This is a genomic window from Thauera chlorobenzoica (assembly GCF_001922305.1).
Lineage (GTDB): Bacteria > Pseudomonadota > Gammaproteobacteria > Burkholderiales > Rhodocyclaceae > Thauera > Thauera chlorobenzoica.
Map to the genome: position 1 here is coordinate 2,253,809 of NZ_CP018839.1, position 20,509 is coordinate 2,274,317.

The 20,509-nt window shown below is 67.4% G+C and carries 22 protein-coding genes; 15 read left to right on the forward strand and 7 right to left on the reverse strand.

All coding sequences use genetic code 11. From position 1 onward, the window contains the following. Positions 1-75: 75 nt before the first annotated feature. Entirely contained in the window at positions 76-987 is a 912-nt protein-coding gene (locus Tchl_RS10470) for a LysR family transcriptional regulator (protein ID WP_198158940.1), read from the forward strand. Between the two features lie 26 nt (positions 988-1,013). Here Tchl_RS10470 and Tchl_RS10475 read toward each other — a convergent pair whose 3' ends face one another. The 3 genes from Tchl_RS10475 to Tchl_RS10485 all read right to left on the reverse strand — a co-directional run bounded on the left by Tchl_RS10475 (position 1,014) and on the right by Tchl_RS10485 (position 3,953). Then, positions 1,014-2,315, reverse strand: a complete 1,302-nt coding sequence (locus Tchl_RS10475) for a TRAP transporter large permease (protein WP_075148355.1) — start codon at positions 2,313-2,315, stop codon at positions 1,014-1,016. Next, complete coding sequence (locus tag Tchl_RS10480; protein ID WP_075148356.1) at positions 2,305-2,793, reverse strand: TRAP transporter small permease; 489 nt, start codon at positions 2,791-2,793, stop codon at positions 2,305-2,307. Before Tchl_RS10480 ends, Tchl_RS10475 begins: the two co-directional genes overlap by 11 nt. 134 nt (positions 2,794-2,927) lie before the next feature. Then, positions 2,928-3,953, reverse strand: coding sequence for a TRAP transporter substrate-binding protein (locus Tchl_RS10485; RefSeq protein WP_083945215.1), 1,026 nt, complete (start codon positions 3,951-3,953; stop codon positions 2,928-2,930). A gap of 185 nt (positions 3,954-4,138) precedes the next feature. On the opposite strand from Tchl_RS10485, the gene Tchl_RS10490 reads away from it, so the two are divergent. Together Tchl_RS10490 and Tchl_RS10495 are read left to right on the forward strand one after the other, a co-directional pair. Next, on the forward strand, positions 4,139-5,038 hold the full coding sequence (locus Tchl_RS10490) for a LysR family transcriptional regulator (RefSeq protein WP_075148357.1): 900 nt from the start codon (positions 4,139-4,141) through the stop codon (positions 5,036-5,038). Between the two features lie 144 nt (positions 5,039-5,182). After that, entirely contained in the window at positions 5,183-5,485 is a 303-nt protein-coding gene (locus tag Tchl_RS10495; RefSeq protein ID WP_075148358.1) for an MTH1187 family thiamine-binding protein, read from the forward strand. 62 nt (positions 5,486-5,547) lie between these two features. Here Tchl_RS10495 and Tchl_RS10500 read toward each other — a convergent pair whose 3' ends face one another. After that, the gene (locus tag Tchl_RS10500; RefSeq protein ID WP_075148359.1) at positions 5,548-6,984 is read right to left on the reverse strand and encodes a class I adenylate-forming enzyme family protein; all 1,437 of its coding nucleotides are present in this window, start codon (positions 6,982-6,984) and stop codon (positions 5,548-5,550) included. A gap of 193 nt (positions 6,985-7,177) precedes the next feature. Here Tchl_RS10500 and Tchl_RS10505 point away from each other — a divergent pair, with 193 nt between their 5' ends. Then, on the forward strand, positions 7,178-8,155 hold the full coding sequence (locus Tchl_RS10505) for a LysR family transcriptional regulator (protein ID WP_075148360.1): 978 nt from the start codon (positions 7,178-7,180) through the stop codon (positions 8,153-8,155). A gap of 37 nt (positions 8,156-8,192) precedes the next feature. Here the strand turns inward: Tchl_RS10505 and paaY are convergent, their stop codons facing one another. Further along, a complete protein-coding gene (gene paaY / locus Tchl_RS10510; RefSeq protein WP_075148361.1) occupies positions 8,193-8,801 on the reverse strand; it encodes a phenylacetic acid degradation protein PaaY in 609 nt (202 codons plus the stop codon). 35 nt (positions 8,802-8,836) lie between these two features. Beyond that, positions 8,837-10,501: a phenylacetic acid degradation protein PaaN gene (paaN, locus tag Tchl_RS10515; RefSeq protein ID WP_075148362.1), complete on the reverse strand. Its 1,665-nt coding sequence runs from the start codon at positions 10,499-10,501 to the stop codon at positions 8,837-8,839. Positions 10,502-10,712: 211 nt separating this feature from the next. On the opposite strand from paaN, the gene paaG reads away from it, so the two are divergent. The 11 genes from paaG to Tchl_RS10570 all read left to right on the forward strand — a co-directional run bounded on the left by paaG (position 10,713) and on the right by Tchl_RS10570 (position 20,169). Beyond that, positions 10,713-11,519, forward strand: a complete 807-nt coding sequence (paaG, locus tag Tchl_RS10520; RefSeq protein WP_075148363.1) for a 2-(1,2-epoxy-1,2-dihydrophenyl)acetyl-CoA isomerase PaaG — start codon at positions 10,713-10,715, stop codon at positions 11,517-11,519. Between the two features lie 105 nt (positions 11,520-11,624). After that, complete coding sequence (gene paaI, locus Tchl_RS10525; RefSeq protein ID WP_075148364.1) at positions 11,625-12,116, forward strand: hydroxyphenylacetyl-CoA thioesterase PaaI; 492 nt, start codon at positions 11,625-11,627, stop codon at positions 12,114-12,116. A gap of 23 nt (positions 12,117-12,139) precedes the next feature. Next, on the forward strand, positions 12,140-13,462 hold the full coding sequence (gene paaK / locus Tchl_RS10530) for a phenylacetate--CoA ligase PaaK (RefSeq protein WP_075149688.1): 1,323 nt from the start codon (positions 12,140-12,142) through the stop codon (positions 13,460-13,462). A 79-nt stretch (positions 13,463-13,541) separates the two neighbouring features. Next, positions 13,542-14,540 (forward strand): 1,2-phenylacetyl-CoA epoxidase subunit PaaA, encoded by a 999-nt coding sequence (gene paaA / locus Tchl_RS10535; RefSeq protein WP_075148365.1) that lies wholly within the window; start codon positions 13,542-13,544, stop codon positions 14,538-14,540. A gap of 68 nt (positions 14,541-14,608) precedes the next feature. Beyond that, the gene (gene paaB / locus Tchl_RS10540) at positions 14,609-14,896 is read left to right on the forward strand and encodes a 1,2-phenylacetyl-CoA epoxidase subunit PaaB (protein WP_075148366.1); all 288 of its coding nucleotides are present in this window, start codon (positions 14,609-14,611) and stop codon (positions 14,894-14,896) included. Positions 14,897-14,975: 79 nt separating this feature from the next. After that, positions 14,976-15,728 (forward strand): 1,2-phenylacetyl-CoA epoxidase subunit PaaC, encoded by a 753-nt coding sequence (gene paaC / locus Tchl_RS10545; RefSeq protein WP_075148367.1) that lies wholly within the window; start codon positions 14,976-14,978, stop codon positions 15,726-15,728. 39 nt (positions 15,729-15,767) lie between these two features. Next, positions 15,768-16,259 (forward strand): 1,2-phenylacetyl-CoA epoxidase subunit PaaD, encoded by a 492-nt coding sequence (paaD, locus tag Tchl_RS10550; protein ID WP_075148368.1) that lies wholly within the window; start codon positions 15,768-15,770, stop codon positions 16,257-16,259. Between the two features lie 36 nt (positions 16,260-16,295). Then, positions 16,296-17,363, forward strand: coding sequence for a 1,2-phenylacetyl-CoA epoxidase subunit PaaE (gene paaE / locus Tchl_RS10555; protein WP_075148369.1), 1,068 nt, complete (start codon positions 16,296-16,298; stop codon positions 17,361-17,363). 94 nt (positions 17,364-17,457) lie between these two features. After that, a complete protein-coding gene (locus tag Tchl_RS10560) occupies positions 17,458-18,096 on the forward strand; it encodes a TetR/AcrR family transcriptional regulator (protein WP_075148370.1) in 639 nt (212 codons plus the stop codon). A 59-nt stretch (positions 18,097-18,155) separates the two neighbouring features. Continuing rightward, positions 18,156-19,358: a 3-oxoadipyl-CoA thiolase gene (gene pcaF / locus Tchl_RS10565; protein WP_075148371.1), complete on the forward strand. Its 1,203-nt coding sequence runs from the start codon at positions 18,156-18,158 to the stop codon at positions 19,356-19,358. Between the two features lie 328 nt (positions 19,359-19,686). Further along, the gene (locus Tchl_RS10570) at positions 19,687-20,169 is read left to right on the forward strand and encodes a MerR family transcriptional regulator (protein WP_075148372.1); all 483 of its coding nucleotides are present in this window, start codon (positions 19,687-19,689) and stop codon (positions 20,167-20,169) included. A 25-nt stretch (positions 20,170-20,194) separates the two neighbouring features. Here the strand turns inward: Tchl_RS10570 and Tchl_RS10575 are convergent, their stop codons facing one another. Next, positions 20,195-20,491 carry an RnfH family protein gene (locus tag Tchl_RS10575; RefSeq protein ID WP_075148373.1) on the reverse strand — a complete coding sequence of 99 codons (297 nt, stop codon included), beginning with the start codon at positions 20,489-20,491 and terminating at the stop codon, positions 20,195-20,197. Positions 20,492-20,509 lie beyond the last annotated feature (18 nt).

Here is a 20,509-nt window from a genome sequence, read left to right on the forward strand (position 1 = left end):
ACTATAGGTCAGCTGTTTTTATCTATCCATTAGATGAACTTCATTTTGGATATGCAGCGGATGCATAATCGAGCCATGGATCTCAACCTTCTCCAGGTGTTCGATGCCGTGTATCGCGAGCGCAGCGTCAGCCGTGCCGCGACCCGGCTTGGGCTGTCGCAGCCGGCGATCAGTCATGCCTTGCGGCGCTTGCGCCTGGAACTGAAGGATCCGCTGTTCGTGCGTGCCCCGGGCGGGGTGATGCCGACGGCGATGGCCGAGCAGCTGGGGAGGACGGTGGCGGGGGCGCTCCATGCGCTCGATGCGGCGATCCACCAGATCCATCACTTCGAGCCGGCGTCATCTTCGCGTACGTTCCGCTTGTACATGACCGATATTGGCGAGCTGGTCTTCTTGCCGCCGTTGATGGATGTGCTGCAGCAGCGTGCCCCGGGACTGAGGATCGAAGTCGAGCAGATGGCGCTGGAGGCGATCCTGCCAGGGCTCGAAAGCGGCGCGCTGGACCTCGCGGTTGGCTACCTGCCGCCGCTGGCCGATGTTTCCCAGCACCGCCTGCTGCGCGAACGCTACGTGATTGTGTTGCGCCGCGATCACCCGCTTGCGGGAGCCGGCGCCGGGCTCGACCCCGCCGCCCTCGACTACGTCCTCGTGCGCCCGCACGCCGAAGCCCGCCGGGCCTTGCAGCAGCAGCGCCTGGAGTCGCGTGTGCGGCTGGTGATTCCGCATTTCCTGGTGCTTCCCGGGGTGCTCGCGCGCACCGATCTGGCCGCGCTCGTGCCTTCGCGCATGGCGCGTCTTTTCGTCGAGCGCGGCGAGCTTGTCGCCCTCGATTCGCCGCTGGCGACCGCGGCCTTCGATGTCCGCCTGTACTGGTACTGGCGCGCCGAGCACGACCCCGGACACCGCTGGCTGCGGGAGCTGCTGATCGCGCTGTTCGGCGAGGGCGGGGCAGGGGATGCGCCGCGCGCGCCCGACGGCGCGCGCTGACGCCGCCGGGCAGAGGGCCGATCAGCTTACTTCAGGGTTCCCGGCAGCCACAGGGACAGGATCGGGAAGGCGCACAGCAGCACCAGGCGCACCACGTCCACCGCGAGGAAGGCGGCGACGCCGCGGTAGATCTTGGTCAGGGCGATGTCTCCGGCGATCGAGTTGATGACGAAGACGTTGATCCCGACTGGTGGCGTGATCATGCCGAAGCTGACCGCCATTACCGTGATCACGCCGAACCACACCGGGTCGAAGCCGAGCTGCATCATCGCCGGGAACACGATCGGCACCGTGAGCAGGATCATCGCCAGCTCGTCCATCACCGCGCCGAGGATGAAGTAGCCGACCAGGATCAGGGCGAGCACGCCGTAGGGGCCGACCGGCAGGTGCACCAGGGTTTCGACCGCCTTCTGGGTGAACTGGGTCACGGTCAGGAAATAGCCGAACAGGTAGGCGCCGACCACGATCAGCATGATCGCCGAGGAAATCCGCAGCGCATCGATCAGGGCCTGCTTGATCTGCGGCCAGCGCAGCTTGCCGCGCACCATCCCGATCGCCAGGGTGCCGGCGGCGCCCACACCGGCGCCCTCCTGCACGGTGAACCAGCCGCCATAGATGCCGCCGAGCACCACCGAGAACAGCACGATCACCGGCCACAGGCCGCCCATGCAGCGCAGGCGCTCGCTCCAGGGGTGCATCTCGCCGACCGGCAGGTGATCGGGATTGCGCCAGCCCAGGTACTGCACGAGGAGGAAGTAGAACAGCACCCCGAGCAGGCCGGGGACGACGCCGGCGGCGAACAGGTGGGTGATGTCGGTGTCGGTCATGATGCCGTACAGGACGAAGATCACCGAAGGCGGAATCATGATCCCGAGGGTGCCGCCCGCGGCGATCAGGCCGGCGGAAAAGCCCGGCGCATAGCCGGCGCGGCGCATCTCCGGCAGTGCGACCTGGCTCATCGTCGCCGCGGTCGCCACCGACGAGCCGTTGATCGCGGCAAAGCCGCCGCAGGCGGCGATCGAAGCGTAGGCGAGACCGCCGCGGCGATGGCCGAACCAGATCCGGCCCGCGGTGAACAGCTCCTGGCTGAGCCCCGAGTGGGAGGCGAAGGCGCCCATCAGGATGAACATCGGGATCACCGACAGGTTGTAGTCGGTCAGCACCGACAGCGGGACGCTGGCGAACAGGTTCAGCGCCGGGTAGGACCCGGTGAGCAGGCCGAAGCCGAGCACGCCGACGATGCCCATGGCGACGCCGATCGGCACGCGCAGCACCATCAGGACGAACATCGCCACGAAGCCGGCGAGGGCGACCAGGTCACGATCCATGTTGATTCTCCGTTTTCATCGTTTCCAAGTGGCGTGCCCACAGCACGGCGAAGCGGTGCAATGCGAGCAGCGCGGTCGCGGTGGCGCCGAGCGCGGCGACCGGATAGAACCAGATCAGCGGCAGGCGCAGATCGGAGGTGGCCTGGGTGCCGGTGCTGCCCACCTTGACCCACACCATCCATGCCAGTGGTGCGAAGAAGGCCACGCACAGAGCGGTGACGGCGATTTCGAGGCGGCGACGGCCGACCGCGCCGAGGTGCTCCCACAGGATGTCGACACTGATGTGGCTGCCGCGGTGGGTGGCGAGGGCGATCCCCCAGAACATGGCGATGGCCAATAGCAGGCGCGAACCGTCGAACCAGTCGGGAATGGTCGCGGCGAACAATTCGCGCGCGAGGACGTTGGTGGCCGTCAGCAGCGCGATCAGCAGCAGGAAGACGGCGGCCAGGGTCTCGGTGAGGGCAAGGATCTGCTTCATGCCGATGCAGGCTCCGGAAAGTGGCTGGGGCCGCACGAAGCGGCGAACCCCGGTCCGGGGACCGGGGTGGCGAGTGGCCCCGGGGAAAGGGCCGGGGCCGGGGGCGCGGGACCAGGAGGCCCGGCGATGCGGCCTTACAGGCCGGCGTTGCGGCTGGCGATTTCCTTCTTCAGGGCGTCGAGAACACTTGCGCCATTGCCGCCGGGCAGGCTCTTCGCCCACACGTCGTAGACGGGCTGAACCGCCTGCTTCCACTTGCCCAGCTGCGCATCGGTGAGCGGCACCAGCTTCTGGTCGCCCATCGCGACGAGCTTGTCGCGCCCGCTGTCTTCTTCGTCGCCCCAGGCGGTGCCGACGCGGCCGGCCCATTCGTTGTTACAGTGGTCGTCGATGACCTTGCGCTGGCCGCCGGACAGGTTGTCGTACCAGCGCTTGTTCATCACCCACACGAAGTTGGCGGCATAGAGGCGCATGTCGGTGTGGTGGTTGGCGGCGCGGTGGACGTTGAAGGTGATCAGCGAATTCCACGGGAAGGTGATGGCATCGGCGACGCCCTTGTCGAGCGCGTCCCGGGCTTCGGGGGCGGACACCTGGACGTTGGTCGCGCCCAGTGCGGTCATCGTCTGGGCGACGGTGCCGTTGGCCGGGCGCACTTTCATGCCCTTGAGCTGGTCGGGGTCGGTGATCGGCTGCTTGGAGTGCAGCGTGCCGACGTGCATGTGCGAGAAACAGAACTTGACGTCGCCCATTTCCTTGTCGGCATAGGCGCGGTACCAGGCATCGACCGCCGCCGAGCCGGCTCCCGGGGTGCTGAACAGGAAGGGCAGCTCGCTGGCGGCATAGATCGGGAAGCGGCCGGCCTGGTAGCCCGGGCTGACCCAGGCCATGTCGGCGATGCCGTCACGGGTCATGTCGTAGTGATCGGCGGCCTTGCCCAGCTGCTGCGCCGGGTACAGCGTCACCTTGATCGAACCGCCGGAAGCTTCCTCGACCGACTTGGCCCAGGGCTCGAAGCCGGTGCGTGCCAGCGCGTGCTGGGGCGGCAGCCAGTTGGCGAAACGCAGTTCCACCGGCTTGTCTGCAGCGGCAGAAGGCAGCGCCGGAATGAGCAGGGCGGGCAGCATGACGGCTTGGGCCAGCGTGGTGCGGAAGTTCTTCATCGGTGGTGTCTCCTCATCGTTTAACTTGTCGTGGTGCTCGAGGTTGCAGTATCGGCACGGAGGCGTGCGAACCGGTTTCACCCGGTCGACGTCGAGCGCGAAAGCCACAAGGGGGCAAAGGCTACTCTTGGAGTAATATCGAAACAATATATGCTGTGTATGTTACATATAGATGCATTAGATAAATGAATGCTTTCGACCTCAATCTGGTCCGGAGTTTCGTCGCCATTTATGAAACCCAGAGCGTGACCGCGGCGGCGCAGCGCCTGTCGCTGTCGCAGCCGACCGTCAGTTACGCACTGGGGCGCATGCGCGAGGCGCTCGCCGACCCCTTGTTCGTGCGCGAGCAGCGGGTGTTGCGCCCGACCCCCCGCGCCCATGGGCTGTATCCGCGTTTCGTCGATGCGCTGGCGAGCGTCGATGCCGCACTCGAAGAGCCGCACCGCTTCGATCCGGCGACGACGACCCGCAGCTTCAGCCTGGCGATGTCCGATATCGGCAGCATGTCCTTCCTGCCGCCGCTGGAGATCCATCTGCGGCCGCTGGCTCCCGGGCTGCGTCTCGAAATCCAGCAGGTTCCGGTCGATGAGATCATCAATGGCCTGGCCGCCGGCAAGATCGATGCGGCGCTCGGTCATCTGCCCACGCTGCGCGGGCGGGGCCGCAGCTCGCTGCTGTTTCGCGAGCGCTATGTCTGCCTGGTCGGGCGCCGTCATGCGCAAAGGATCGGTGCGATGAGCGTCGAGCACTTCCTGGCCTCCCGCCATGTGGCGGTGTCATCGACCTTTTCCGGGCACCGGCTGGCCGAGGATGTGCTCGCCGAACTGGGCGTGGTGCGCCAGATCGCGATCGATCTGCCGTACTTCACCGCACTCCCGCAGCTGATCGCCCAGGGGGAACTGGTGGTGATGCTGCCGTCGCGGGTGGCGGCGACCTTCTGTGCGCAGAGCGAGGTGGTGATGCTCGAGGCGCCGTTCAAGCTGCCCGAGTTCGAAGTGCGCCTGTACTGGCACCCCCGGCACGAAGCCAATCCCGCCCTGCAGTGGTTGCTGGCGCAGATCCAGGTCGCGCTGACCCGGCTTTGATCCGCGCACCGGGCCGAGGCCGCATGGCCCCGCCCTGGCGGTCCGGCCCTACGCCGGTGGAGGGTCTTGAGGTAGCATGCCGCGGGAGGAGGGCCGTGCCCGCGGCCAGCGCATTCAAGACTGCATTTTTCCGGAGTCGCTCCAATGAAAGTGATCGTCGATCTGTGTGTCGTCCCCCTCGGGGTGGGACTGTCCGTGTCCGGCTATGTCGCCGCGTGCGAGCGCGTGATCGCCGAGGCCGGGCTGAAATCCCAGCTCCACGCCTACGGAACCAACATCGAGGGGGAGTGGGATGCGGTGATGGCGGCGGTCAAGCGCTGCCACGAAGTGGTGCATGAGATGGGCGCGCCGCGCATCACCAGCACGATCCGGCTCGGCACCCGCACCGACCGCGAGCAGAGCATGGAAGACAAGATCGCCAGCGTCGAGCGCGCGCTCGCGCGGTAAACGGGGCGCCCTGCCCGCGGCTGCCCCGTTTGCCGGCCCCCCTCCGCCGGGTCGGCACGAGGTCAGCCCGGCAGGCTCTTGGCCAATTCGCCGCGCCTGAGCTTGCCGGTGTCGGTGCGCGGAAAATCCTCCACCAGATGCACCGACTCCGGACGCTGGTAAGGCGGCAAGGCCTCGATCGCCTCGCGGGCGGTGCGCAGGAGCTCTTTTTCGGGCGTGCTGCCGGGCACGGCGAACAGGTGCAGGCGGATCACGTCCGCGTCGTCGGCCTGGGATGGCACGACGCAGAGTTCGTTGACCTGCGACTTCAGGCGCTCGTGCAGCGCGTTCTCCACCGCGAGCACGTCCACCCAGCGCCCGAACACCTTCACCAGCTGATCGGTACGGCCGGCGAACTGCCACCCTTCGCTGTGCTCCGCCGGGCGGAAGACGTCGCCGGGGGAGAACGCACCGTTGCCGAAGCGTGCCGTATCGTGGGTCACTTCACGCGAATAGCCGAGCGCGATCGCCGGGTGGGAGAACCACAGGCGCAGGCGGCTGCCCTCGTTGCCCGGGATGTCTTCCTCGACCACGTCGGTCAGCGGGCTCGCGCACAGCGCCGGCATCGCCTGGGTGCGGTAGAGCATCAGCGACAGGGTCTCGGTGGTGCCGTAGCCGTTGACCAGCTCGACGCCGGTATGCGCGGCCCATTCCTCGGCGAGCGCCGGCGGACAGGCTTCGCCTGCGGATACCGCGGCGCGCAGCGCGGGAAAGGCGGTGCCGGCATCGAGCAGGCGGCGGTACAGCGTCGGCACGCTGAAGAAGATGCTCGGGCGGTGCTTCTCCACCGTGGCCGCGACCTGCTGCGGGTCGGGCCAGGCCGGATCGAGGATCACCGTCGCTCCCAGGCGCAGGCCGGCGAAAAAGGAATTCGCCAGCGGGTAGGCGAAGAACAGCTTGGAGCTCGAATAGAAGCGGTCTTCGGCGCGGGCGCCGAGGATGTCGCGGGCGAACACGTGGGCGTGTTTGACCGCACGCTGCGCATGGATCACGCCCTTCGGCTTGCCGGTGGTGCCCGAGGAGTAGAGCAGGAATGCAGGTGCATCCTCGTCCATGTCGATGGCGGTGGGGGTGTGCGTCGCGGCCGCCGTGCGCTGACGCCATGCCGTCAGCCCGATCGCGCGCGCATCGCCCAGGCTGGCGGCACGCGCGTCATCGAGCAGCAGTGCGACCGCGCCGGCGTCGTCCACCAGTTCGCGCAGCTGTGCGTCGCGGGTGCGGGGATTGACCGAGATCGGCTGCGCACCGGCCCAGATCAGACCGAGAAAGGCGCCTGCCCAGTCGATGCCGTCGGCCAGCGAAACGACGCAGCGCTGGCCGGGAACGATCCCCGCGTCGATCCATGCGGCGGCGTTGCGGATACACAGCGCACGCAGTGCGGCGTAATCGAGCCGGGTGTCGCCTTCAATCAGCGCGATCGCATCGGCGCGGCCGGCGCACAACAGTTCGGCGGCGTTCATCGGGCGCTCCGGCTCGGCTGCGAACAGCGGGGAGTACAAGGGGGATAAAAATGCATGTCGGCTTCTCCTCCGTAATGGCCCGGGATTGGGCTGTTATTCGTTTTTTTATTTTGGCCATTAAAAAACGTGGAGGGCTGGGGCACAATAGCAATCATCCGATTACCCTTATCTCGATTCTTGATAACCGTCTGCCGTGCGTGACTTCGATCTGAACCTGCTGCGCGTGCTGCTCGCCGTCCATGACGCCGGCAGCGTCAGTGCTGCGGCGCTGGCCCTCGGCGTCAGCCAGCCCACGGTGAGCACGGCGCTCGGGCGCCTGCGGCGGATCTTCGGCGAGCCGCTGTTCATCAAGACCGCTATCGGCATGACGCCGACCGCGCGCGCCCAGGCGCTCGCGGCACGCTCGCGCGAAGTGCTGGCCAAGGTCGACACCGAGATCCTCGCCGGCGACCGCTTCGATGCGCAGCAGGTGGTGGGCGAGTTCACCTTCGCGATGTCGGACGTGGGCGAGATGGTGTTCCTGCCCCGCATCCTCGACAGCCTGCGCCATCTGGCGCCGCAGGCGACGCTGCGTTCGGTCGCGGTGACGCCGAGCGAGCTGTCGCGGGCGATGGCGGCGGGCGAGATCGATCTGGCGATCGGCTACTTTCCCGATCTCGACGCTGCCGGTTTTTACCGCCAGAAGCTGCTCGACCATCGTTTCGTCTGCCTGCTGCGGGCCGATCACCCGCTGCGTGACGAGCGCATCACCCTGCAGCAGTTTCTCGAACTCGGCCATGCCGTGGTGCGTGCCGAAGGCCGCAGCCAGGAAGTGTTCGAAAAATTCCTCGAGCGCCAGCGCATCGAGCGCCGGATCGTGCTGCGCACGCCGCACTTCATGAGCCTGCCGGTGATCGTCGGCAAATCGGACCTGATCGTGACCGTGCCGCACGCGATCGGCCATTACTTTTCGTCGATCGGTGCCAACATCCGCATGGTCGAGCCGCCGCTGCCGATCCCGTGCATCGAGCTCTACCAGCACTGGCACCGCAGCTACCATCACGATGCGCGCAACCGCTGGCTGCGCGGGCTGGTGGCGCAGCTGTTCTCGGAGGACCGCGACGAGTGGCCCTATCCTTTCGCGCGGACCGCGTCCGGCGCGGGGGCGGCCCGCACCGGCCCGGAGGCGTGAACAGGAAAGGGCGCCGCAGCGCCCCTGTGCAACGGATTCAGCCGGCGCGCCGGCGTGCTTCGCTGAGCGGCACGATGTCGGGCATCTCGAAGCGGCGGCGTTCGGGGTCGGCTTCGCGCAGCGGCTCGCACGGCTTCAGGGTGGCGAGGCTGCGCGCGGCGAGCGCGTGGTAGCACTCGGTGCCGACGATCTTCCACGCGCGCTCCTGATCGGTCAGCGGACGCAGCACCTTGGCCGGTACGCCCGCCACCAGCATGCCGGGCGGCACTTTCATCTCGGCCTTCACGAAGGCGCAGGCGGCGACGATGCTGCCTTCGCCGATTTCGGCGTAGTCCATCACCACCGCATTCATGCCGATCAGGGCGTTGCGCCCGACGCGGCAGGCGTGGAGCACCGCGGCGTGGCCGATGTGGCCGTTCTGCTCGACCACGGTATCGATTTCGGGAAAGCCGTGCAGGACGCAGGCGTCCTGCACGTTGCTTCCTTCTTCGAGCACGATGCGGCCGAAGTCACCGCGCAGCGAGGCTTGCGGGGCGACGTAACAGCCCGGCCCGACGAAGACGTCGCCGATCAGCACCGCATCCGGATGAACGAAGGCGGTGGGGTGGATGACGGGACGGACGCCGTCGATTTCGTAGCAGGGCATGGGTCGTTTTCCTCCGGGGGCGTTTTCAGGCGGGTTCAGTCGACATGGTAACGGCGTTGCACGACGCGGAACCGGTTGGCAACGAAGGCGGCGTCGGCGTAGCTCGCATTGGCGGCCGGGTTCATGCCGACACCATGATAGTCGGAGAACGCCGCGGACTGGTTCACGAACACCCCGCCGGCGAGGTTCAGCGACAGCGCCACGCCGGCGCGCAGCGTCGCTTCGGTCATGGCCTCGATCACCGCGCTGCGGGTGGAGTACAGCCCCACCGTCAGCGCGCCGCGCTCGCGCACGATGCGCTCGGACAGCTGCAGCGCGGCGTCGGCGTCGGCCGCGCGCACGACGAAGCTGATCGGGCCGAAGCGTTCCTCCATATAGGCGGCCTCGTCGGCGGCGTCGCAGGCGACGATCACCGGCGTGCGCACTTGCGCCTGGGGGAACTCGGCATGGACGAGCGCCTTCGAGGCCAGCACCACCTGGCCGAAGCCGTGGGCTTGGTCGATGCGGGCGAGGGTGGCGGGCGACTGGATCGCGCCCAGTACCGCGGTGGCGACGGTCTCGTCGGAGAGGAAGCGGGCAACCGCGGCGCCGAGGTCGGCGGCGACTTCGTCGAAGCGCTTGTGGCCCTGGTCGGTGTCGATGCCGCCGGCGGGGACGATGATCGCCTGGGTCGTCGTACACATCTGGCCGGCGTACAGCGACAGGGTGAATGCGAGATTCTTCAGCATGCCCTTGTAGTTGTCGGTGGACTCGATGACGACGTTGTTGACGCCGGCCAGTTCGGCATACACCTGAGCCTGGCGGGCATGGTCGAGCAGCCAGTTGCCGAACGCGGTGCTGCCGGTGAAGTCGATCGACTTCACCGCCGGGTGGGTGGCAAGGTGGCGGGTGGCGGCGGGGTCGTCGACCACCGCGAGCGTCACCAGGTTGGGGTCCAGGCCCTGTTCGGCGAGCACTTCGCGGGCAATGGCGACGCTGATCGCCGCCGGCAGGATGGCGTTTTCATGAGGCTTGACGATCACCGGGTTGCCGGTGGCGAGCGCGGCGAAGAGGCCCGGATAGGTGTTCCAGGTGGGGAAGGTGCCGCAGCCGATCACCAGTGCGACGCCGCGACCGACGATCTCGAAGTGCTTGCGCAGGCGCAGCGGCGGGTTCTTGCCCTGGGGCTTTTCCCACACCGCCTCGGCGGGGATGCGGCTCATCTCGTCCCACGCGGTGGCGACCGCTTCGAGGCCGCGGTCCTGGGCGTGCGCGCCGCCGGCCTGGAAGGCCATCATCCAGCCCTGGCCAGTGGTCATCATCACCGCGTGGGCGAGCTCGAAGCTGCGCCGGTTCAGGCGCTGGAGGATTTCCAGGCAGATTCCGACCCGCCCTTCGGCACCGATCTGCCGCCAGCCGGGCATCGCCGCTTCGGCGGCACGTACCAGGGCATCGGGCGCGCAGACCGGGTAGCGTACGTCGAGGGCGATGCCGTAGGGTGAGCGCTCGGTCGCGGCCCAGCCGGCCTGACCCGGCTGGTCGAGGACGAAGTCGCGGCCGAGGTGGCTTTCGAAGGCGCGCTTGCCGGCTTCGGCGGCGTCCTCGCCGTAGCTCCGCGGGCTGGGCGTTTCGGCGTAGGGGCTCCAGTAGCCGCGCGTGTGCAGGGCGGAGAGGGCAGCGTCGAGGGTCGGCTTGTGGGCTTCGAAAAGAGGGTGGCTCATGGTCGTCTCCTTGGGGTGGTCAGGCCGGCACGCACGGTGAAATAGTGTGGGCTGCACAAAAATTTTGTGCCGGCAAGGTCTCGGGGGAAAAAAGTGCTTGTCTTTTGATGTAGCTCAAGACTACTATTGATTGACCGATCGGTCAAATTTATAAACGAGGCGCTGTGGGCATCATTGCATCCCGGCCCCGCTGCATGGAGAGACAGGGAACATGAACGAGGCGATGGAGACGATTCTTTTCGAAGTCGAGGACGGGGTCGCGACCCTGACGCTGAACCGTCCGGAGCGGCTCAACAGCTTCAACGACCGCATGCACGACGAGCTGCGCCAAGCGCTGGCGCGGGTGCGTGCAGGGCGGGCCGACGGCAGCGTCCGCGTGCTCGTGCTCACCGGCGCCGGGCGCGGCTTCTGCGCCGGCCAGGACCTGTCCGACCGCAACGTCGCGCCCGGCGGCGAGGCGGTCGACCTGGGGGCGTCGGTGGAAAAGAACTACAAGCCGCTGGTGCTGGCGCTGCGCGCGCTCGAGCTGCCGGTGATCGCCGCCGTCAACGGCGTCGCCGCAGGGGCGGGGGCGAACATCGCGCTGGCCTGCGACCTGGTGTTCGCCGCGCGCTCGGCGAGCTTCATCCAGGCGTTCAGCAAGCTCGGGCTGATTCCCGACACCGGCGGCACCTGGATCCTGCCGCGCCTGCTGGGGCCGGCGCGCGCCCTGGGCCTGGCCCTGCTCGGCGAACGCCTGAGCGCGGAGCAGGCCGAGCAGTGGGGGCTGATCTGGAAGACGGTGGACGATGCCGCGTTGATGAGCACGGTGGGCGCGGTTGCGCGCCAGCTCGCGCAGGGGCCGACCTTCGGCTACGCGCAGACGAAGAAGGCGATCTGGGAGAGCTCGCTGCGCGGCCTCGAAGCCCAGCTCGACGTCGAGCGCGACCTGATGTCGGCCTGCGGGCGTTCGGAAGACTACCGCGAGGGGGTGGCCGCATTCATGGACAAGCGTGCGCCGCAGTTCAAGGGCCGCTGAACGGCCGCTTCCGCGGCTCCTGGCCGACGGGAACATGGAAGCCGATGGTCGGCGGATGTGCACATTCGGCGGGTTGCGTACCCGCATTGCAATGAAGAGGATGGGATGAACAAGACGAGCCCGACACCGCAGGCACAGGATGCCCAGGCCGTGGCCGAACAGGTCGGCCGGTCGATGTATGCGCGCGACCACGCTTCGCGCGGACTGGGAATTGAAATCGCGGCGATCGGCCCGGGCTATGCGCGCCTCACCATGACGGTCGAGGAGCGCATGCTCAACGGCCTGGGCGCGTGTCACGGCGCCTTCATCACCGCGGTGGCCGATTCCGCCTTCGCCTATGCCTGCAACGCCTGCAACGAGCAGACCGTGGCTTCGGGCATCAGTCTGGATTTCCTGCGCCCGGGGCGGCTGGGCGACGTGCTCACCGCGGAAGCGCACGAAGTGCAGGCTTCCGGGCGCACCGGGTTGTACGACATCCGCGTCACCAACCAGGCCGGTGAGCTGGTCGCGCTGTTGCGCGGCAAGTCGTACCGGAAGAAGGGGCGGCCGGTGATCGTGGCGGGCGAGGGCGGCACGCACCTATCGAATATCGATTGATCAAGCACACCAAGGAGGAGACCATGCCGATCAACCGCTACGCGCCCGCGCAGCTCGAGCCGATCGAGACGGCCAGCGCCGACGAGCTGCGCGCCTTGCAGCTCGAACGGCTGCAATGGAGCGTGCGCCACGCGTACGACAACGTGCCGCACTATCGCCAGGCCTTCGATGCCAAGGGCGTGCATCCGGACGACCTGCGCACGCTCGAGGACCTGGCGAAGTTCCCGTTCACCACCAAGCACGACCTGCGCGACAACTACCCGTTCGGGATGTTCGCGGTGCCGCTCGAGCGGGTCGCCCGCATCCATGCTTCGTCCGGCACCACCGGCAAGCCGACGGTGGTCGGGTACACGCTGAAGGACATCGATACCTGGGCCACGGTGGTGGCGCGCTCGATCCGCGCCTCGGGCGGACGCCCCGGCGACATGGTGCACGTGTCCTACGGCTACGGGCTGTTTACCGGCGGCCTGGGGGCGCACTACGGCGCGGAGAAGCTCGGCTGCACCGTGGTGCCGATGTCGGGCGGGCAGACCGAGAAGCAGATCCAGGTGATCCAGGACTTCAAGCCGAAGATCATCATGGTGACGCCGTCCTACATGCTGACCATTCTCGACGAGATGGAGGCGCAGGGCATCGATCCGAAGAGCACTTCGCTCAAGATCGGCATCTTCGGCGCCGAGCCGTGGACGCCGGCGATGCGCGAGGCGATGGAGGCGCGCTCGGGGATGGATGCGGTCGACATCTACGGCCTGTCCGAAGTGATGGGGCCGGGGGTGGCCAACGAGTGCGTCGAAACGAAGGACGGCCCGACCATCTGGGAGGACCACTTCTATCCCGAGATCATCGACCCGATGACCGGCGAGGTGCTGCCCGACGGTGCCGAGGGCGAGCTGGTGTTCACGTCGCTCTCCAAGGAAGCGATGCCGGTGATCCGCTACCGCACCCGGGACCTCACCCGCCTGCTGCCGCCTACTGCGCGCAGCATGCGGCGGATGGCCAAGATCACCGGGCGCAGCGACGACATGCTGATCATCCGCGGGGTCAACGTGTTCCCGACCCAGATCGAGGAGCTGATCTGCAAGATGCCCAAGCTGGCGCCGCACTACCTGCTCGAGGTGGACAAGAACGGCCACATGGACACCCTCACGGTCCGGGTCGAAGTGAACCCGGAAGCCCAGGTCGGACGCCACCCCGAGCACAAGGAAGCGCTTGCCAAGGAGCTCACCCACCTGATCAAGAGCCTGATCGGGGTGTCGTGCAAGGTCGCCGTCGGCGAGCCGTTCAGCATCGAGCGGGTCACCATCGGCAAGGCCCGGCGCGTCATCGACCGTCGTCCCAGAAGCTGACTCCACGAAACCGATACTGATACCGACAGCGCGGCCGGCCGAAGGCCTGCACCGCGCACCCCCCAACGAGGAGCGAAGCATGTATACCCAGTCCCTCAGCATTCCCGACAGCGATGCGCCCCAGCGCCCGCGCGCTGCCGAAAATCCCGAGTACGTCGCCCAGTTCAACGCCAGGATCGATGCCGGCGGCTTCATCGAGCCCAAGGACTGGATGCCGGAGGCCTACCGCCGGACGCTGGTCCGGCAGATCAGCCAGCACGCCCACTCCGAGATCGTCGGCATGCTCCCCGAAGGCAACTGGATCACCCGCGCCCCCAGCCTCAAGCGCAAGGCGATCCTGCTCGCCAAGGTGCAGGACGAGGGCGGCCACGGCCTGTACCTGTACGCCGCCGCCGAAACGCTCGGGGTGTCGCGTGACGAGCTCTATGAAGCCTTGCTCTCGGGCAAGGCCAAGTACAGCTCGATCTTCAACTACCCAACGCTGACCTGGGCCGACATCGGCGTGGTCGGCTGGCTGGTCGACGGCGCCGCGATCATGAACCAGATCCCGCTGTGCAAGTGCAGCTACGGCCCTTATGCGCGCGCCATGATCCGGGTGTGCAAGGAAGAATCTTTCCACCAGCGCCAGGGCTTCGATCTGCTGCTGACGATGATGAAAGGCACCGCCGAGCAACGCGAGATGGTGCAGGACGCGGTCAATCGCTGGTGGTGGCCGTCGATCATGATGTTCGGCCCGCACGATCACGACAGCGTGCACACCGAGACCGCGCGCTGGGGCATCAAGCGCATCTCCAACGACGACCTGCGGCAGAAGTTCGTCGACGCCACGGTGAAGCAGGCCGAAGTGCTCGGCGTCACCCTGCCCGATCCTGCGCTGAAGTGGAACGCCGAGCGCGGTCACCACGACTTCGGCACCATCGACTGGGACGAATTCTGGAACGTGGTCGGCGGCCACGGCCAGTGCAACGTCGACCGCCTGGCCGAGCGCAAGCGCGCCTGGGAGGAGGGTGCCTGGGTGCGCGAGGCCGCCCTCGCCTACGCCGAGAAACAGGCAGCACGCGAGCAACGGGCCGCCTGAGCGGCACTGTCTTCACCGATCCCGACCACCCGAGGCGGCAGGCAGGCCGCCCGTAGAGGAGTACCGACATGGAACGCAAGGAATGGCCGCTGTGGGAAGTCTTCATCCGCAGCCGTAACGGACTCGATCACAAGCATTGCGGCAGCGTGCATGCGCCGGACGCGAGAATGGCGCTGCAGGTGGCGCGCGATGTGTATACCCGGCGCCTCGAAGGGGTGTCGATCTGGGTGGTGAAGGCGTCCGACATCGTCGCCTCCGACCCCGACGCCAAGCCCGAGCTGTTCGACCCGGCCGAGGACAAGATCTACCGCCACCCGACCTTCTACAAGCTGCCCGACGAAGTCAACCACATGTGAGCAGGGCCGCCGGGAAGCGGCGCCCCGTTCCCGGCCAGGTACCTTTTGCCCCGACTTCGCAGAGACAAGGATTTCCCCCATGAGCCAACAACATCTCGAATACGTGCTGCGCCTCGGCGACAACGCACTGATCCTCGGTCAGCGCCTGTCCGAATGGTGCGGCCGCGCGCCGGTGATCGAGGAAGATCTCGCCCTCGCCAACATGGCGCTCGATCTCATCGGCCAGGCCCGCCTGCTCCTGACCCACGCCGGCAAGCTCGAAGGCAAGGGCCGCGACGAGGACCAGCTCGCCTTCCTGCGCGTCGAGCGTGACTACCGCAACCTCACCCTGACCGAGCTGCCGAACCACGATTTCGGCCGCACCACGGTGCGCAACTTCCTCTTCAGCGCCTTCCAGGTGCTGCTGTGGGAGCGTCTCGCGCGCTCGACCGACACCGAACTGGCGGCGATCGCGGCGAAGAGCCTGAAGGAGGCGCGCTACCACCTCAATCACTCGGCCGAGTGGGTGATCCGCCTCGGCGACGGCACTGCCGAATCGCAGCTCCGCACCCAGGCCGCACTCGACTACCTGTGGCCGTACATGGCCGAACTGTTCTCGGCCGACGCGGCCGACGCGGCCGTCGCTGCGGCCGGCATCGGCCCGGCCTGGAGCGAGCTCGAAGCCGCCTGGCAGGCGAGCGTGCTGCCGGTGCTGGAGGAGGCCACGCTGACGGTGCCGGCGAACACCCCGTTCCGCAGCCAGGGCCGGCTCGGCCGCCATTCCGAACACATGGGGCACCTGCTGGCCACGCTGCAGCACATGCAGCGCACCTACCCGGGCGCACAGTGGTGAGCGGGCGATGCTAATAACCGATATCGCAGGCGTGCGGACATGCTGACCGAAGCCCAGGCCTGGGCGGCGCTCGAGGCCGTGCCCGACCCCGAAGTGCCGGTGGTGTCGGTAGTGGAGCTTGGCATCGTGCGCGAGCTGCACTGCCGCCCCGGGGGCGTCACCGTGGTGGTGACGCCGACCTACTCCGGCTGTCCGGCGACCGAAGTGATCGGCGACACCATCCGTGCGGCGCTGGAGAACGCCGGCGCGGGTGAAGTCCGCCTCCAGACCCGGCTCGATCCGGCGTGGACCAGCGACTGGATCGGCGAGGCCGCGCGCGAGAAGCTGCGCGCCTACGGCATCGTCCCGCCCAGCGGCAAGGCCGCCGCGGGCGCGGCGCAGCCGATCCGCTTCGTCAAGCGCCGCCTTGCCTGCCCGCGCTGCGGTTCGGACGACACCGAGCGCCTGTCGGAGTTCGGCTCCACCGCGTGCAAGTCGACCTGGCGCTGCAAGGCCTGTCTCGAACCTTTCGAATATTTCAAGCCGATCTGATCCGCCGACAGGGCAGACGGACAACGGAGACCAAGCATGACCCCCAAATTCCATCCGCTGAAGGTGGCCGAAGTGCGACGCGAGACCCCGGACGCGGTCAGCCTGTGCTTCGAGGTCCCGGCCGAGTTGGCCGAGGACTACCGCTTCACCCAAGGCCAGCACCTGACGGTCAAGGCCAGCGTCAATGGCGAGTCGCTGCGCCGTTCCTACTCGATCTGCAGCGCGGTCGACGAAGGCGAGCTGCGGGTGGCGATCAAGAAGGTCGCCGGCGGGCGCTTTTCGAACTGGGCCAACGCCAGCCTGAAGGCCGGCGACGTGCTCGAAGTGATGACGCCCAAGGGGCGCTTCTACACCGAGCTCGATCCGGGCAGCGAAAAACACTATGTCGCCTTCGCCGCCGGCGCCGGGATCACGCCGATCATCTCGATGATCAAGACCACGCTGAAAACCGAGCCGAACAGCCGCTTCACCCTGATCTACGGCAACCGCAGCCAGCGCAGCGTGATCTTTTCCGAGGCGCTGGAAGACCTCAAGGACCGCTACCTCACCCGCTTCACCCTGTATCACGTGTTTTCGCGCCAGGATCAGGACGTGCCGCTGTTCAACGGCCGCCTCGACCGTGCCCGGGTCGCGGCCTTTGCCGACATCTTGCTGCCGGCCGATACCATCGATGCCGCCTTCATCTGCGGCCCCGGCGGCATGATCGACGAGGTCCGCGACGGTCTGCTCGCCAGCGGCGTCGCCGCCGAGCGCATCCACTTCGAGCGCTTCGGCGTGCCCGAGTCGGCGCCGGCGCACCACGTCGAACCGGGCGATGCGCCCAAGGCCACGATCACCGTGATTGCCGACGGCCTGCGCCGCAATGTAGAGTTCCGCGCCGAAGATCCGTCGATCCTGGATGTCGCGCTGCGCGCCGGGATGGATCTGCCGTACTCGTGCAAGGGTGGGGTGTGCTGCACCTGCCGGGCCAAGGTGCTCGAAGGCAAGGTGCGCATGGACAAGAACTTCACCCTCGAACAGCCCGACGTCGATGACGGCTATGTTCTTACCTGCCAGGCCCACCCGCTCACCGAAAAAGTCGTCATCAGCTTCGACGAGCGCTGAACGTGCACGCCCGGCGTCGCGTGCGCCGCGGCGCCGTCTTCAACCGATCGCAGCCCGCCAGCGGGCCGCAGCTTTCAGGAGTCGAACCCGAACAATGGCCAGAGGCAAAGCCGCCACCTTCGAACTGCAGCGCGGGGCGATCCAGGAGGCCGCGGCCGATCTGATCGCCGCAAAAGGTTTCCACAACACGTCGATGGCCGAGATCGCGCGCACCTGCGGCGTTTCGAAGCCCTTGCTCTACCACTATTATCGCGACAAGGAACACATCCTGTTCGACATCGCCGATTTCCATGTGGACCGCCTGCTGAAGCTCGTCGAGGACGTGCTCGCCGGAACCGACGCGCCCCGCCTCCAGCTCGAACGCATGATCTGCCGCTTCCTCGACGTTTATGTCAGCGGGCGCAGCTTCCATGTTGTGCTGGTGCAGGACGTGAAGTTCCTCCACGCCGTGCAGCGCGAGCAGATTATCGACAAGGAAAGGCGCATCGTCGGCGCATTTGCCGATACCATCGAGGGGATCGAGCCCGGGTTGCGCGGCCAGCGCCTGGACAAGGCCGTGACCATGGTGCTGTTCGGCATGATCAACTGGACCTTCAGCTGGCTGCGCGCCGAAGGCGAGCTGTCTTCGGCCGAAATGGGGCCACTGGTGACGCGCATCTTCCTGCACGGCGTCACCGGCCTCGCCCAGGAGGCGCCCGGGACGGTTCACCGCTCCCCGGCTGCGGTGGTGTGACGCGCGGCCGGGATGGGGCCCGACTCTTACCCAAGCGAAGTACTCAGGAGGACGATTGAATGACCGAAGTTTTCATCTGCGACGGCATCCGCACGCCGATTGGCCGCTATGCCGGCGCGCTGTCGTCGGTGCGCACCGACGATCTCGCCGCGCTGCCGATCCGGGCCCTGCTCGAACGCAACGCGGGGCTCGACCCGGCGGCGATCGATGACGTCTACTATGGCTGCGCCAACCAGGCCGGCGAAGACAATCGCAACGTTGCGCGCATGGCGGCGCTGCTCGCCGGGCTGCCGACTTCGGTTCCCGGTGCGACGCTGAACCGGCTGTGCGGCTCGGGGATGGACGCGGTGGGGACCGCCGCGCGCGCGATCCGCGCCGGAGAGGCCGATCTGATGATCGCCGGCGGGGTGGAAAGCATGAGCCGGGCGCCGTTCGTCATCGCAAAGGCCGACACCGCGTTCTCGCGTAGTGCCAGGATCGAGGACACCACCATCGGCTGGCGCTTCGTCAATCCGCGGATGAAGGCGCAGTACGGCATCGACTCGATGCCCGAAACCGCCGAGAATGTCGCCCAGCAGTACGGTATCGCGCGTGCCGACCAGGACGCATTCGCGCTGCGCAGCCAGGCCCGCTATGCGGCCGCACGCGCGCGCGGCTTCTTCGACGGCGAGCTGCTGACGGTCGAGATTGCGCAACGCAAGGGCGAGCCGCTGCGCGTGAGCGCCGACGAACACCCGCGCGAGACCACACTCGAGGCGCTGGGCCGGCTGAAGGGGGTTGTCCGCCCCGACGGTACGGTGACCGCCGGCAATGCCTCCGGCGTCAATGACGGCTCGGTGGCCCTGCTGCTGGCCAACGAGGCCGCGGCCAAGCGTCACGGCCTCCAGCCGCGCGCGCGCGTGGTGGCGATGGCGACCGCCGGCCTCGAGCCGCGGATCATGGGCATGGGGCCGGCGCCGGCGACCCGCAAGGTGCTCGAGCGCACCGGGCTGTCGCTCGCGGCGATGGACGTGATCGAGCTCAATGAAGCGTTTGCCGCGCAAGGGCTGGGGGTGATGCGCGACCTCGGATTGCCGGACGACGCCGCGCAGGTCAACCCGAACGGTGGCGCGATCGCGCTCGGCCATCCGCTCGGCGCTTCGGGCGCCCGCCTCGTCCTCACCGCGATGCGCCAGATCGAAGCCAGCGGCGGCCGCTACGGCTTGTGCACGATGTGCATCGGCGTCGGCCAGGGCATCGCGCTGATCATCGAGCGCGTCTGAGCCTCTGCCCGTGCCGCCGGGCACGTTGGGGTTTTCACTTCGCCCGCCGGTTTTTCCGGCGGGCGAAGTCGTTTACCGCGAGCTGGCGCCGCTGTTTCCAATCCGGATATTTGGGAGCAGGGGTGCGGCGGCCCGGATTGGACTGGGTCGATACGGTTTTTGTTGACGTTTACGTCAGCGTCAATATCATTCTGTCTGTGTGACGGTCGTGTGCCGTCCGTCCGCCTTCCGTCGTGTCCTTGCCGGCATGAAGGGGCGGAGGGTGCGACGCCGTCGAATATCGCGGCGGCGCACAATATCGGCCGTCACGGCCAGTGCGGAGAGAACGATGATGACCAGCACGACCCAGGGCGTGGTCCGCCCGAGGGAGTCGGCGCGAGCCACGACCTACACGATTTCAGACCTTGCCGATGAATTCAACATCACCACGCGGGCGATCCGGTATTACGAAGACCAGGGCCTGATCACGCCGGCGCGGCGCGGCAGCCGCCGCATCTACAGCCGCCGCGACCGCGCCCGGCTGAGCCTGATCCTGCGCGGGAAACGCCTCGGGTTCTCGCTCAACGAAACCCGCCAGCTGTTCGAACTCTATGACAACGGCCCTGGCGAGGACGCCCACACGGCCCACTTCATGGGACTGCTCGCCGAGCGCCGGGCGCTGCTCGAACAGCAGATGCGGGACATCCGCGCGATCCTGCGCGAAATCGACATTGCCGAAGCCGATGCGCTGCGCGTCACCGCAGCGAGAAAAAGCGAGGCCGCCCCGTCCGCTTCGTCGCCGGCTTCACCGGCGCCGGTGGCGGCGCGCTGAAGCCTGGCGGCGGCAGCCCGCTGCCTCAGCTCTCTCCGGAAGAAGGCGCAGCCTTGGCTGCGCCTTTCTTGCGCGTGGGCACGGTTTTGGGGTCGACGATGATGGGCATGTAGATCTCGACGCGGTCGCCTTCCTTTAGTACGGCATCGAGGGGGTGGATCTTGCCGAACACGCCGACCTTGTTGCGTGCGAGGTCGATGCACTCGTAGCGCCCGAGGATGCCGGAGCGCTCGATTGCCTCCGCGATCGTGCACCCTTCGGCCACTTCCAGGCGCAGCCAGGCCGGACGTTCAGGATGGGCGTAGCTGACACTGATCTTCATGGGTCGCTCCTTCTGATG

Excerpts from the sequence above, each read along its gene's own strand:
- Tchl_RS10570 (WP_075148372.1), top strand. The coding sequence starts at position 19,687 with ATGATGACCAGCACGACCCAGGGCGTGGTCCGCCCGAGGGAGTCGGCG.
- paaG (WP_075148363.1), top strand. The coding sequence starts at position 10,713 with ATGAACGAGGCGATGGAGACGATTCTTTTCGAAGTCGAGGACGGGGTC.
- paaA (WP_075148365.1), top strand. The coding sequence starts at position 13,542 with ATGTATACCCAGTCCCTCAGCATTCCCGACAGCGATGCGCCCCAGCGC.
- Tchl_RS10485 (WP_083945215.1), bottom strand. The coding sequence starts at position 3,953 with ATGAAGAACTTCCGCACCACGCTGGCCCAAGCCGTCATGCTGCCCGCC.
- paaB (WP_075148366.1), top strand. The coding sequence starts at position 14,609 with ATGGAACGCAAGGAATGGCCGCTGTGGGAAGTCTTCATCCGCAGCCGT.
- paaN (WP_075148362.1), bottom strand. The coding sequence starts at position 10,501 with ATGAGCCACCCTCTTTTCGAAGCCCACAAGCCGACCCTCGACGCTGCC.
- paaI (WP_075148364.1), top strand. The coding sequence starts at position 11,625 with ATGAACAAGACGAGCCCGACACCGCAGGCACAGGATGCCCAGGCCGTG.
- paaK (WP_075149688.1), top strand. The coding sequence starts at position 12,140 with ATGCCGATCAACCGCTACGCGCCCGCGCAGCTCGAGCCGATCGAGACG.
- Tchl_RS10560 (WP_075148370.1), top strand. The coding sequence starts at position 17,458 with ATGGCCAGAGGCAAAGCCGCCACCTTCGAACTGCAGCGCGGGGCGATC.
- Tchl_RS10575 (WP_075148373.1), bottom strand. The coding sequence starts at position 20,491 with ATGAAGATCAGTGTCAGCTACGCCCATCCTGAACGTCCGGCCTGGCTG.
- paaY (WP_075148361.1), bottom strand. The coding sequence starts at position 8,801 with ATGCCCTGCTACGAAATCGACGGCGTCCGTCCCGTCATCCACCCCACC.
- Tchl_RS10500 (WP_075148359.1), bottom strand. The coding sequence starts at position 6,984 with ATGAACGCCGCCGAACTGTTGTGCGCCGGCCGCGCCGATGCGATCGCG.
- Tchl_RS10490 (WP_075148357.1), top strand. The coding sequence starts at position 4,139 with ATGAATGCTTTCGACCTCAATCTGGTCCGGAGTTTCGTCGCCATTTAT.
- Tchl_RS10470 (WP_198158940.1), top strand. The coding sequence starts at position 76 with ATGGATCTCAACCTTCTCCAGGTGTTCGATGCCGTGTATCGCGAGCGC.
- Tchl_RS10495 (WP_075148358.1), top strand. The coding sequence starts at position 5,183 with ATGAAAGTGATCGTCGATCTGTGTGTCGTCCCCCTCGGGGTGGGACTG.
- Tchl_RS10480 (WP_075148356.1), bottom strand. The coding sequence starts at position 2,793 with ATGAAGCAGATCCTTGCCCTCACCGAGACCCTGGCCGCCGTCTTCCTG.
- paaE (WP_075148369.1), top strand. The coding sequence starts at position 16,296 with ATGACCCCCAAATTCCATCCGCTGAAGGTGGCCGAAGTGCGACGCGAG.
- Tchl_RS10475 (WP_075148355.1), bottom strand. The coding sequence starts at position 2,315 with ATGGATCGTGACCTGGTCGCCCTCGCCGGCTTCGTGGCGATGTTCGTC.
- paaD (WP_075148368.1), top strand. The coding sequence starts at position 15,768 with ATGCTGACCGAAGCCCAGGCCTGGGCGGCGCTCGAGGCCGTGCCCGAC.
- pcaF (WP_075148371.1), top strand. The coding sequence starts at position 18,156 with ATGACCGAAGTTTTCATCTGCGACGGCATCCGCACGCCGATTGGCCGC.
- paaC (WP_075148367.1), top strand. The coding sequence starts at position 14,976 with ATGAGCCAACAACATCTCGAATACGTGCTGCGCCTCGGCGACAACGCA.